The following is a 12,222-nucleotide window of genomic DNA, read 5'->3' on the forward strand; positions in this document are numbered from 1 at the left end:
CAATTTTTAAAAGGTTGCTTTAAGACTAATTCCATATCTTCTAGAACTAGGACCGTTAATAAAGTCAAAACCTTGAGAGTTACCAACACCTGCACCTTGAATATTTGGATCAAAGTTTGCACCTTCTGGAGTGTTGTATGCATCAAACCATAAGTTGAAACCTTGAGCAGTAATTGTCAATGATCCAAAAGGAGTTCTTTCTAATGCCTTAGCAGGGAAAGTGTACCCTAAAGAAAGTTCTTGTAAACGAAGAACAGAAGCATCATATACTTTTAACTCAGTTGGGCCAAATAAGATATTGTTGAAGTAGTAAGTAGAGTTATTAATCTGCTTATTGTTTACTTCACCAGTACTTTGAGAAACACCAGGTAAAATATATGTGTTCTCTCTATCTAAAGTTTCAGTTATTAAACCTCTACCTAATAAAGTACCAATTGTGTTAGATACTACATCACCACCTTTAATATGACTAATTTGAAAACCTAAATTCCAATTCTTGTAAGAAAAAGAGTTAATAATGTTCATGATATAGTCAGGGTTTGGATTACCAATAATTGGCACATTTCCATTAGCATCAATTTCTGTAGTTACATAATCACCACCATCATCAATTAAGAAATTGCCATCAGCATCTCTTGCAATTGCATCACCTACAATTACACCTAATTGCTCACCTTTTATTGCTGCGTTACCACCAACAGACAATGTAGAACTACCAGCATAAATAATGATGTCTTGCTCTTGTTCTGTTACAGTAAATTTGTTTTTAGTAAAGTTTGCTCTTGTATTCCAGTTGAATCCACTTCTGTCATCACTTCTAAACCAATCTACACCTAAATCAATTTCAATACCATCGCCTTCTATTTTACCAACATTACTTTGAGTAAATGTAAAACCAGTAGAAGGAGAAAGAGGTTCTCTTACGATAAGATCTTTAGTAGTTCTATCGAAATATGTGAAATCTAAAGAAACTCTATTACTAAAGAATTTAGATTCAAAACCAACTTCAAATTCAGAAAGTATTTCTGGTTTTAAATCAGGATTCGCTTTGAAACCAGCAACCTGGTTCGTTGTAACTTCACCACCTTCACCAAATACTTGAGTATTTTGTTCTACAACACTAATTGTAGGGTAAGCAGTTGGGAATGTTGCAGACTGACCTAAACCAGCTCTAAGCTTTAAGAAATTAAGTCCTTTTTCAGATTTAATGCCAGGCCAAGCAGCAGTAGGCAAGAAAGATGCACTTACACTTGGGTATGTTTGGCTATTATTCTCTGTTGTAAGGTTAGAAACCCAGTCAGTTCTAGTAGAACCTGTTAAGAATAACATGTTGTCATAATCTAAAGTAACTTGACCTAGCAAACCAGCGATATTTCTTTTTTCAGTATACTGAATAGGAGACTGGTTAGCGTAGTTGAAGTGTCTTTGTATGTCAAATACTATCTGTCCTGTACTAGCAACACCAGACTGGTCAAAAGTAGTTGATCTTGTAGTTGCACCAACGTTGAAAGTCATACCTAATTTTTCTGATAAATCATAATTACCATTTAAAGCTAAGTAGTGATCCCAAATTGTATTATTGTTATCATAGGTATTTAGGAAACCAAAAATTGCACTTGTAAATGCAACACCACCCTTGTTAGAGTATTGTTCGTTTCTTTCATTGTAATAATCTAAACCTGCTCTATAAGTCATGTTAAGATTATCGTTAATGTCATATTGTACAGAAGCGTTCCAGAAAACACGAGTAGTTAACTGAGAGTACTTTGCATTATTAGCAGTCCAACGAGGGTTGATAATGTCATTACCATTTCTATAGTAAACACTAGAACCGTCAATTGGGTTTTGGTAAGGTAGACCTAATAAGTCAACACTTCTTGGTGTAAAGTAAATGTTACCAAAAATTGAAAGACCAGTTGTACCGTTACCTTCACTTGCTGCAATTGGAGGTGAGCTATAATCTGTTCTAGAATAGTTCATTGCTCCAGATACTGTAAATCTGTTTGATAATTTAGATCTACCACCAATAGAAACGTTAGCTCTTGATAATCCGTTACCAGGAATAAAAGACTCGTCATCTAAATAACCAAAGTTAGCGTTGAAGGTAGTATTACCATCTTCAGAAGCACCATTAATGTTAACAGATGTAGAACTTACTGAACCTGGTTTGAAGTAGTCTTCAACAGAGTCATAAGGTTTCCAATCATATCTTGCACCTTGAAATTCTGGAAAAGCTTCTCTTGTAGATGCAACTGAAGTACTACTGTATGGGTGCTCTAAAGTACCGTTCTCATCAATGGATGCTTGTCTTGCCCATCCAGAAAGTCCGCTTTCTTCAAAACTTGGACCCCAGTTACTAAAGAACCAACCGAATGCTTGATCAAATCCGTTACCATATTCATCTTGGTAATCTGGTAATGAAGCAAATTCATTAACAAAGTAAGATTGATTAACAGTAATTTCTGTTTTCTTTTTACCACCAACAGCAGAACCTGCTTTAGTAGTAATAAGGATTACACCGTTTTTACCTTGAGAACCATAAAGTGTTGCAGCCGCAAGACCTTTAAGTACTTCAATTTTTGCGATGTTGTTTGGATCTAAATCTAAAAATCTTGAAGAACCAGTGTTACCAGTTAAGAAATTAGAACCACCACCGTTTGTATCTTGTGCATTAGTATCACTACTAAAAGGCACACCATCAACAACAAAAAGAGCTTGGTTACTTCCACTAAAGGAACTTAGACCTCTAACTACAACGTTTGTTGCAGAACCAGACATACCACCAGCAGCAGTAATCTGAACACCAGATGCTTTACCTGATAATACACGTGCAACATCACCTTCAGAACGAGACTCTAAATCTTCTTCGTCTACAGATGAAACTGCAAAACCTAAAGCTTTTTTCTCACGCTTAATACCTTGAGCGGTAACAACCACTTCTTCAAGTGCTTGTGCGTCTTCTTCCATTTGTACACTTACTGTGCTACCGGCTCCTACCGATTTTCTTACGGCTTTTTGACCGATGTAAGTAAACAATAATGTTTCGCCTTGTGCGGCCATAATAGAGTAGTTACCATCAAAATCAGTTTGTGTACCAGTAGTGGTACCTTCAACTACAATGTTAACTCCGGGCAAAGGAAGCCCTCCCTGATCAGTAACCGTACCGGATACTGTTTTTTGCTGTGCAAAAGAAATATGCACAACTAACGCTAAAAGTAGCGTTAACAATCCATTTAGTTTTGTTCTCATTTTTAAATTATTTGAATTAGCTAGCGACAAACTTCACAATAATGTGTTAATAATGCAAGACAATTTTAATAAAACTTTAAGAACATGTGATAAAATCAGGAGTTACAGATTAAACACGATCGATATTTAAAGTTATATAATTCTTCAGTGTTTTTTTTATCATATTCGTAATTCTTCATAAAAACTCAGAAAAAGCTGCATTTAATTCAAATTGATTATTGTATGGTTTTTTGTGGTGGTTGTTAAAATATTAAGTGGATTTTAACAGAAGATATTTTACTTTAAAATTGTAGTATTTAAAAAAAAATGAAAATAAATCTAACTTGGTTTGAATTTTACTTAAATATTACTACATTTGCCGACCCTTAAAGTAGGGGTAATTTTTTATATATCATTATAGTATGCCAACAATATCACAATTAGTACGAATAGGAAGAGAGACGATTACTAAGAAGAGTAAATCGGCTGCTTTGGATTCGTGTCCTCAAAGAAGGGGTGTTTGTACACGTGTTTATACTACCACGCCAAAGAAACCAAATTCAGCTATGAGAAAAGTAGCAAGGGTAAGGTTAACTAACGGTAAGGAAGTGAATGCTTACATTCCAGGAGAGGGTCACAATCTTCAAGAGCACTCGATAGTATTAGTAAGAGGCGGAAGAGTTAAAGATTTACCAGGAGTAAGGTATCATATTGTACGTGGTGCATTGGACACAGCAGGTGTAGCCGGTAGAACACAACGTAGATCTAAATATGGTGCGAAACGCCCTAAAAATTAATTAAACTTGTTTAAAAGGAAGTAATGAGAAAAAAACAGGCAAAGAAAAGACCACTTTTACCAGATCCAAGATTTAATGATCAGTTGGTGACACGTTTCGTCAACATGATGATGTGGGATGGTAAAAAATCAGTATCTTTTGGTGTGTTTTATGATGCAATTGACATCGTAGATGCAAAGAAGACTGATGAGGAAAAGACGGCTTTAGAACTTTGGAAAGATGCATTAAGTAATGTTATGCCACACGTAGAAGTTAGAAGTAGAAGAGTTGGTGGTGCAACATTTCAGATTCCAATGCAAATTAGACCAGACCGTAAGATATCAACAGCTATGAAGTGGTTGATTAGTTATGCTAGAAAGCGTAATGAAAAAGGTATGGCTCAAAAATTAGCTGGAGAAATTTTAGCTGCGGCAAAAGAAGAAGGTGCTGCTGTTAAAAAAAGAGTCGATACGCACAAGATGGCTGAGGCAAACAAAGCATTTTCGCACTTTAGATTCTAGATAGACATGGCAAGAGATTTAAAATTCACAAGAAATATAGGTATTGCTGCGCATATTGATGCTGGTAAGACTACTACGACTGAGCGTATACTTTTTTATACAGGTGTAAGTCATAAGATAGGTGAGGTTCATGATGGTGCTGCTACTATGGACTGGATGGAGCAGGAGCAAGAAAGAGGTATTACTATTACTTCGGCTGCTACTACATGTGAGTGGAACTTTCCAATGAAAAATGGTGAGTTGACTGATGAAACAAAACCTTATCATTTTAATATTATTGATACTCCGGGTCACGTTGATTTTACCGTAGAGGTGAATCGTTCTTTACGTGTATTGGATGGTTTAGTCTTTTTGTTTAGTGCTGTTGATGGTGTTGAGCCACAATCAGAAACTAACTGGAGATTAGCTGATAACTATAAGGTTCCAAGAATTGGTTTCGTGAACAAAATGGACCGTCAAGGTTCTAATTTCCTTATGGTTTGTAAGCAAGTAAAGGAGATGTTAGGTTCTAATGCTGTGCCAATAGTACTTCCAATCGGTGATGAAGCTGATTTTAGAGGTATTGTTGATTTAGCTAAGAATAGAGCAATTACATGGCATGAAGAAGGTTTTGGTGCTACTTTTGATGTGATTGACATTCCTGAGGATATGAAAGCTGAGGTTAAGGAGTATAGAGCTGCCTTAATAGAAGCTGTTGCTGAGTATGATGAGGAGTTAATGGAGAAATTTTTCGAAGATGAAGACTCTATTACTGAGGAGGAAGTTCATGCTGCTTTAAGAGCTGCTGTTATGGATCGTGCGATCATTCCTATGATTTGTGGTTCTTCATTTAAAAATAAAGGTGTTCAGTTTTTATTGGATGCTGTTTGTAGGTATTTGCCTTCTCCTGTAGATAAGGAAGATATTCAAGGTACTAACCCTGATACTGGCGTTGTTGAAAAACGTAAGCCTAGTGTTAAAGAGCCGTTTTCTGCGTTAGCATTTAAGATTGCAACAGATCCTTTTGTAGGTAGATTGGCATTCTTTAGAACATATTCTGGTCGTTTAGATGCTGGTTCTTATATATTGAACAACCGTTCGGGTAAAAAGGAGCGTATTTCTCGTATTTATCAAATGCACTCTAATAAGCAAAATGCTATCGATTTTATCGAAGCAGGTGATATTGGAGCAGCTGTAGGTTTTAAGGATATTAAGACTGGTGATACCATGTCTGATGAAAAGCACCCAATTGTTTTGGAAAGTATGGATTTTCCAGAACCTGTAATTGGTATTGCTGTTGAGCCTAAAACTAAAGCGGATGTAGATAAGTTGGGTATGGCTTTGGCTAAATTAGCTGAAGAGGATCCTACTTTTCAAGTGAAAACTGACGAAGCTTCTGGTCAAACAATTATATCTGGTATGGGTGAGCTTCACTTAGATATTATTGTGGATCGTTTAAGACGTGAGTTTAAAGTAGAGGTGAACCAAGGTGAGCCTCAGGTTGAATACAAAGAGGCGTTAACAAAAACTGCTACACATAGAGAGACTTATAAGAAGCAATCTGGTGGTCGTGGTAAATTTGGTGATATATCTTTCGAAATGAGTCCTGCTGATGAGGATTTCGAAGGAGAAGGGCTTCAGTTTGTTGATCAAATTAAAGGTGGCCGTATTCCTAAGGAATTTATACCATCAGTAGAGAAAGGTTTTGCTGCAGCAATGCAAAATGGACCTTTAGCTGGATTTGAGATGGATTCTATGAAGGTTGTATTGAAAGATGGATCTTTCCACCCTGTGGATTCTGATGCACTTTCTTTTGAATTAGCTGCTAAGATGGGTTACAAAGCTGCTGGTAAAGCTGCTGGTGCCGTAATCATGGAGCCAATTATGAAGTTGGAAGTTATTACTCCGGAAGAAAACATGGGTGATATCGTTGGGGATTTAAACAGACGTAGAGGAACTATTGGTGATATGAGTGATAGAGCTGGTGCCAAAGTTGTTAAGGGTACTGTTCCATTATCTGAAATGTTTGGATACGTAACATCTCTTAGAACTTTATCTTCAGGTCGTGCAACTTCAACAATGGAATTTTCACACTATGCAGAAACTCCTTCCAATATTTCAGAAGAAGTTATCAAAGCAGCAAAAGGTATAACAGCATAAATTTAGGACATGAGTCAGAAAATTAGAATAAAACTAAAATCTTACGATCACAATTTAGTGGACAAGTCTGCTGAGAAGATTGTAAAAACGGTAAAGACAACCGGTGCTGTTGTAACAGGACCAATTCCTTTGCCAACACATAAAAAGATATTTACGGTTTTACGTTCACCTCACGTGAATAAAAAATCTAGAGAGCAGTTTCAATTAAGTTCTTACAAGAGATTGTTGGATATTTATAGCTCTTCATCTAAAACTATTGATGCACTTATGAAGTTAGAGCTTCCAAGTGGTGTTGAAGTGGAAATTAAGGTGTAAATTTGCCGTCTGACTTATGAATAGGTTAGACTACATGTCCTAAGCTGCGTGCGAGGGAAAAACGGAAAAAATAATTTAGGGTTAAATTATTTTGACCCTATTTTTTTGAGAAAAATTTAATAATAATTAATATAAATAAGTATGTCTGGGTTAATAGGAAAGAAAGTAGGCATGACCAGTATTTTTGACGAGAATGGAAAAAACATTCCATGCACCGTTATTCAAGCTGGACCATGTGTAGTTACCCAAGTCAGAACCGAAGAGGTCGACGGGTATAGTGCCCTTCAACTTGGTTTCGATGACAAGGCAGAAAGTCGTGCTATTAAGGCTGAATTAGGCCATTTTAAAAAAGCAGGTGCTTCTCCTAAGAAAAAAGTCGTTGAATTCCGAGATTTTGAAGGTGAATTTAAATTAGGTGACACTGTAGGTGTTGATGTTTTCGTTGAAGGACAATTCGTAGATGTTATTGGAACGTCTAAGGGTAAAGGTTTTCAAGGTGTAGTAAAACGTCACGGTTTCGCTGGGGTTGGTCAAGCAACTCATGGTCAGCATAACAGACTTAGAGCTCCTGGTTCTATTGGTGCTGCGTCATATCCAGCTAGAGTTTTTAAGGGTATGAAAATGGCCGGTAGAATGGGTACTGATCGTGTAACGGTTCAGAATCTAAGAGTTTTAAAAGTAGTTCCAGAAAAGAATCTTTTAGTAGTAAAAGGTTGTGTTCCGGGCCATAAGAATGCTTATGTAACCATACAAAGGTAGATGTAATGAAAATAGCAGTTTTAGATATTAAAGGAAAAGACACAGGTAGAAAGGCAAACCTTTCTGATGATGTTTTCGCTATAGAGCCTAATGATCACGCAGTATACCTAGATGTTAAGCAGTATTTGGCTCATCAGAGACAAGGTACGCACAAATCTAAGGAAAGAGCTGAGATCGCTGGTAGTACTAGAAAGATTAAGAAGCAAAAAGGTACTGGTACTGCGAGAGCAGGTAGTATTAAATCTCCGATTTTTAGAGGTGGTGGTAGAATATTCGGCCCTAGACCTAAAGATTATACTCAAAAGTTAAACAAAAATTTAAAGCGTTTGGCAAGAAAATCAGCATTGACTTTAAAGTCTAAAGAGAATGCGATTTTAGTAGTTGAAGACTTTGATTTTGATACTCCAAGAACTAAGGATTTTATTGATGTTTTAAAGACATTAGGTCTTGAGAATAAAAAATCTTTAATAGTGTTGGGTGATTCAAATAAAGGTGTATATTTGTCTTCGCGTAATTTTAAAGGCTCAGAAGTTATAACTAACTCAGAATTAAGTACTTACAAAATTCTTCATGCTAATAGCGTGGTATTGTTAGAGAGCTCTTTAGAGGGAATTGAATCGAATTTAAATAAACAATAATATCATGAGTGTGTTGATAAAACCAATTATAACGGAAAAAATGACTGCTGATAGCGAGTTGAATAACCGTTATGGATTCGTAGTTGACCCTAAGGCTAACAAATTGCAAATAAAAGATGCGGTTGAGGCTACTTATGGTGTTTCTGTGAAAAAGGTTCGTACAATGAATTACGGTCCTACAAGAAAATCCAGATATACGAAAACTGGTGTGCAACATGGAAAAACAAATGCTATTAAAAAAGCAATTGTTGATGTTGTAGAAGGTGATATTATCGATTTTTACAGTAATCTATAAAGACAAGAAATGTCAGTTAGAAAATTAAAACCAATCACTCCAGGACAGCGTTTTAGAGTAGTAAATGGATTTGACGCCATTACTGCTGATAAGCCGGAGAAGAGCTTGCTTGCTCCGTTAAAAAAGTCCGGAGGTAGAAACAGTCAAGGAAAAATGACCATACGCCAAAAAGGTGGAGGTCATAAAAGAAGGTATCGTGTAATAGATTTTAAGAGAGATAAGCAAGATGTGCTTGCTACTGTTAAAACTATTGAGTACGATCCAAATAGAACTGCATTTATTGCTCTTTTGGAATATGCAGATGGTGAGAAGCGTTATGTAATCGCTCAAAATGGTTTGCAAGTTGATCAGCAGGTTTCTGCTGGGTCTACTGTAGCGCCTGAGATCGGTAATGCATTACCATTAAGTGAAATTCCTTTAGGAACTATAATTTCATGTATTGAGTTAAGACCTGGTCAAGGAGCTGTTATGGCTCGTAGTGCTGGTACATTTGCTCAGCTTATGGCAAAAGACGGTAAGTTTGTTACTGTTAAGATGCCATCTGGTGAAACTAGATTAATTCTTTCTGGTTGTATGGCAACGATTGGGGCTATATCTAATTCAGATCATCAATTGCTGGTGTCAGGTAAAGCTGGTAGAAGTAGATGGTTGGGTAGAAGACCAAGAACTAGACCGGTAGCTATGAACCCTGTCGATCACCCAATGGGTGGTGGTGAAGGTAGAGCTTCAGGTGGTCATCCAAGATCGAGAAACGGAATACCTGCTAAAGGATTCAGAACTCGTTCTAAGACCAAGAGTACCAACAAGTATATAATAGAACGTAGAAAGAAATAAAAACTAGAAAGAAATGGCACGTTCACTAAAAAAAGGACCTTACGTTCACTATAGTTTGGAGAAGAAAATCCAACAAAGTGTTTCATCCGGTAAAAAAGCGGTAATTAAAACTTGGTCTAGAGCATCTATGATCACTCCTGATTTTGTTGGGATGACAATAGCGGTTCATAATGGAAAACAATTTGTACCTGTTTTTGTAACAGAAAACATGGTAGGACATAAACTTGGGGAATTTTCACCAACAAGATCTTTTAGAGGTCATGCAGGTGCAAAAAACAAAGGAAAAAAGTAAGCTATGGGAGTTCGTAAAAAACAGATGGCCGAAAGAATTAAGGCTGAGAAGAAGATGGTAGCTTTTGCTAAGTTGAATAACTGTCCTACTTCACCTAGAAAAATGCGATTAGTTGCAGATTTAATTCGTGGTGTAAAGGTAGAGCAAGCCTTAGCTATTTTAAGGTTTAACCCTAAAGAGGCTTCTAGAAAGTTAGAGAAATTATTACTTTCAGCTTTGGCTAATTGGCAAGCAAAAAATGAAGAGGCAAGTTTAGAGGATGCTGATTTAATTGTAGCTGAGATTAGAGTAGATAGTGGTGCAATGTTAAAAAGATTGCGTCCTGCTCCACAAGGTAGAGCACATAGAATTAGAAAACGTTCAAACCATGTTACATTGGTTTTGGGGTCAAAAAATATAACAGAAAACTAGAATGGGACAGAAAACAAATCCAATAGGAAATCGTCTAGGAATCATTAGAGGTTGGGAATCTAACTGGTATGGTGGTAACGATTACGGAGATAAATTGGCTGAGGATGATAAAATACGTAAGTATATTCATGCAAGACTTTCTAAAGCTAGTGTTTCAAGAGTTATAATTGAACGTACTCTTAAATTGATAACAGTAACCGTAACAACTGCTAGACCTGGTATTATTATCGGTAAAGGTGGTCAGGAAGTTGATAAGTTGAAAGAGGAGTTGAAAAAAATCACCAATAAGGAGGTTCAGATCAACATTTTTGAAATAAAAAGACCGGAGCTTGATGCTAATTTAGTAGCTGCAAGTGTAGCTCGTCAAATTGAAAGTAGAATTTCTTTTAGAAGAGCAATAAAGATGGCAATCGCTGCAGCAATGCGTATGAATGCTGAAGGAATAAAGATTCAAATCTCTGGTAGATTGAATGGTGCTGAAATGGCACGTTCTGAATCTTATAAGGATGGTAGAATTCCATTATCTACCTTTAGAGCAGATATCGATTATGCTTTACATGAGGCTCAAACTACATATGGTAAACTTGGAATTAAAGTTTGGATTATGAAAGGTGAGGTATATGGTAAAAGAGATTTATCTCCATTAGTAGGAATGCAAAAGGATTCTTCTAAAGGTGGTAAGCAAGAAGGTGGAAGAAAACAACGTCGTAGAAAGTAATTTTTAAAGAACTAAAGTAATGTTACAACCGAAAAGAACAAAGTTCCGTAAGATGCAGAAAGGCCGTATGAAAGGTCTTGCTGGAAGAGGACACCAACTTTCAAATGGTATGTTCGGTATAAAGAATGTTGATGATGCTGCATTTTTGACTTCACGCCAGATAGAAGCTGCTCGTATTGCTGCTACTAGATTTATGAAGAGAGAAGGTCAATTGTGGATTAAAATATTTCCAGACAAGCCGATTACTAAAAAGCCATTAGAAGTACGTATGGGTAAAGGTAAGGGTGCACCAGAATATTTCGTTGCCGTGGTTAAGCCAGGTAGAATTATGTTCGAAGTGGCCGGAGTTCCTTTGGAAGTAGCAAAAGAGGCTTTAAGATTAGCGGCTCAGAAACTTCCTGTTAAGACAAAATTCATTGTAGCTCGTGATTACGAGGCTGTAAATTAAACGTAAGGAATAATGAAAAAACAAGAGATTAAAGAAATGTCTGTGGAAGGACTTACGGAGAAATTGGCCGAGTACAAGAAGCAGCATGCAGATTTGAAAATGGCACATTTTGTAACACCGTTAGAAAATCCACTTCAGATTAGAAAAGTAAGGAGAACAGTAGCGAGATTAGCTACTGAATTAACTAATAGGGAGAACCAATAACTGGTGGGCTTTATGGAGAAAAGAAATTTAAGAAAAGAGAGAGTAGGAGTTGTTACTAGTAATAAAATGGAGAAATCTATTGTTATTGCTGAAGTGAAAAGAGTTAAACATCCTATGTACGGTAAATTCGTTTTGAAGACAAAGAAATATGTTGCACATGACGAAAAGAACGATTGTAACATTGGTGATACTGTAAAGATCATGGAGACAAGACCTATGAGTAAAACCAAATGTTGGAGATTAGTAGAAATCTTAGAAAGAGCTAAATAAGTTATGTTACAGCAAGAATCTAGACTAAAAGTAGCGGATAACACAGGAGCAAAGGAAGTTTTAACTATCCGTGTTCTTGGTGGTACCAAAAGAAGATATGCTTCAATAGGTGACAAAATAGTTGTTACTGTAAAGGAAGCTACTCCAAACGGAGGTATCAAAAAAGGTGCGGTTTCAACTGCTGTTGTAGTTCGTACAAAGAAAGAGGTTAGAAGGCCTGATGGATCTTATATAAGATTTGATGATAACGCTTGTGTGCTATTGAATCCTGCCGGAGAAATGAGAGGTACTCGTGTTTTTGGACCTGTAGCAAGAGAGCTTAGGGATAAGCAGTTCATGAAGATTGTATCATTGGCCCCAGAGGTATTATAATA

Annotated in this window: 16 protein-coding genes; 15 read left to right on the top strand and 1 reads right to left on the bottom strand. The window is 36.6% G+C overall.

Annotated elements, in window-relative coordinates; translation table 11 throughout:
- Nucleotides 1-6 precede the first annotated feature (6 nt).
- Nucleotides 7-3,249 carry a SusC/RagA family TonB-linked outer membrane protein gene (locus BUC31_RS07190; RefSeq protein ID WP_073242580.1) on the bottom strand — a complete coding sequence of 1,081 codons (3,243 nt, stop codon included), beginning with the start codon at nucleotides 3,247-3,249 and terminating at the stop codon, nucleotides 7-9.
- A gap of 401 nt (nucleotides 3,250-3,650) precedes the next feature.
- On the opposite strand from BUC31_RS07190, the gene rpsL reads away from it, so the two are divergent.
- From rpsL to rplN, 15 genes are all read left to right on the top strand, one after another.
- Nucleotides 3,651-4,025, top strand: coding sequence for a 30S ribosomal protein S12 (gene rpsL, locus BUC31_RS07195; RefSeq protein ID WP_027064832.1), 375 nt, complete (start codon nucleotides 3,651-3,653; stop codon nucleotides 4,023-4,025).
- Between the two features lie 23 nt (nucleotides 4,026-4,048).
- Nucleotides 4,049-4,525: a 30S ribosomal protein S7 gene (gene rpsG / locus BUC31_RS07200; protein ID WP_073242582.1), complete on the top strand. Its 477-nt coding sequence runs from the start codon at nucleotides 4,049-4,051 to the stop codon at nucleotides 4,523-4,525.
- 6 nt (nucleotides 4,526-4,531) lie between these two features.
- A complete protein-coding gene (gene fusA, locus BUC31_RS07205) occupies nucleotides 4,532-6,664 on the top strand; it encodes an elongation factor G (RefSeq protein ID WP_073242584.1) in 2,133 nt (710 codons plus the stop codon).
- A 9-nt stretch (nucleotides 6,665-6,673) separates the two neighbouring features.
- Nucleotides 6,674-6,979, top strand: coding sequence for a 30S ribosomal protein S10 (gene rpsJ / locus BUC31_RS07210; RefSeq protein WP_007094989.1), 306 nt, complete (start codon nucleotides 6,674-6,676; stop codon nucleotides 6,977-6,979).
- A 141-nt stretch (nucleotides 6,980-7,120) separates the two neighbouring features.
- The gene (gene rplC, locus BUC31_RS07215) at nucleotides 7,121-7,738 is read left to right on the top strand and encodes a 50S ribosomal protein L3 (protein WP_073242586.1); all 618 of its coding nucleotides are present in this window, start codon (nucleotides 7,121-7,123) and stop codon (nucleotides 7,736-7,738) included.
- Nucleotides 7,739-7,743: 5 nt separating this feature from the next.
- Nucleotides 7,744-8,376, top strand: a complete 633-nt coding sequence (rplD, locus tag BUC31_RS07220; RefSeq protein ID WP_073242594.1) for a 50S ribosomal protein L4 — start codon at nucleotides 7,744-7,746, stop codon at nucleotides 8,374-8,376.
- A gap of 4 nt (nucleotides 8,377-8,380) precedes the next feature.
- Nucleotides 8,381-8,671, top strand: a complete 291-nt coding sequence (gene rplW, locus BUC31_RS07225) for a 50S ribosomal protein L23 (RefSeq protein ID WP_073242596.1) — start codon at nucleotides 8,381-8,383, stop codon at nucleotides 8,669-8,671.
- Between the two features lie 9 nt (nucleotides 8,672-8,680).
- Nucleotides 8,681-9,505 carry a 50S ribosomal protein L2 gene (rplB, locus tag BUC31_RS07230; protein ID WP_073242598.1) on the top strand — a complete coding sequence of 275 codons (825 nt, stop codon included), beginning with the start codon at nucleotides 8,681-8,683 and terminating at the stop codon, nucleotides 9,503-9,505.
- Nucleotides 9,506-9,518: 13 nt separating this feature from the next.
- Nucleotides 9,519-9,797 carry a 30S ribosomal protein S19 gene (gene rpsS / locus BUC31_RS07235; RefSeq protein WP_027064825.1) on the top strand — a complete coding sequence of 93 codons (279 nt, stop codon included), beginning with the start codon at nucleotides 9,519-9,521 and terminating at the stop codon, nucleotides 9,795-9,797.
- 3 nt (nucleotides 9,798-9,800) lie between these two features.
- Nucleotides 9,801-10,208: a 50S ribosomal protein L22 gene (gene rplV, locus BUC31_RS07240; protein ID WP_073242600.1), complete on the top strand. Its 408-nt coding sequence runs from the start codon at nucleotides 9,801-9,803 to the stop codon at nucleotides 10,206-10,208.
- A 1-nt stretch (nucleotide 10,209) separates the two neighbouring features.
- A complete protein-coding gene (gene rpsC, locus BUC31_RS07245) occupies nucleotides 10,210-10,926 on the top strand; it encodes a 30S ribosomal protein S3 (protein ID WP_073242602.1) in 717 nt (238 codons plus the stop codon).
- Between the two features lie 19 nt (nucleotides 10,927-10,945).
- Nucleotides 10,946-11,374 (top strand): 50S ribosomal protein L16, encoded by a 429-nt coding sequence (rplP, locus tag BUC31_RS07250; protein WP_073242604.1) that lies wholly within the window; start codon nucleotides 10,946-10,948, stop codon nucleotides 11,372-11,374.
- A gap of 12 nt (nucleotides 11,375-11,386) precedes the next feature.
- Nucleotides 11,387-11,578 (top strand): 50S ribosomal protein L29, encoded by a 192-nt coding sequence (rpmC, locus tag BUC31_RS07255; protein WP_036152146.1) that lies wholly within the window; start codon nucleotides 11,387-11,389, stop codon nucleotides 11,576-11,578.
- Nucleotides 11,579-11,590: 12 nt separating this feature from the next.
- Nucleotides 11,591-11,848, top strand: a complete 258-nt coding sequence (rpsQ, locus tag BUC31_RS07260; RefSeq protein WP_027064820.1) for a 30S ribosomal protein S17 — start codon at nucleotides 11,591-11,593, stop codon at nucleotides 11,846-11,848.
- Between the two features lie 3 nt (nucleotides 11,849-11,851).
- Nucleotides 11,852-12,220, top strand: a complete 369-nt coding sequence (rplN, locus tag BUC31_RS07265) for a 50S ribosomal protein L14 (RefSeq protein WP_027064819.1) — start codon at nucleotides 11,852-11,854, stop codon at nucleotides 12,218-12,220.
- Nucleotides 12,221-12,222 lie beyond the last annotated feature (2 nt).

Source organism: Maribacter aquivivus, from assembly GCF_900142175.1.
Taxonomy (GTDB): Bacteria; Bacteroidota; Bacteroidia; order Flavobacteriales; family Flavobacteriaceae; genus Maribacter; species Maribacter aquivivus.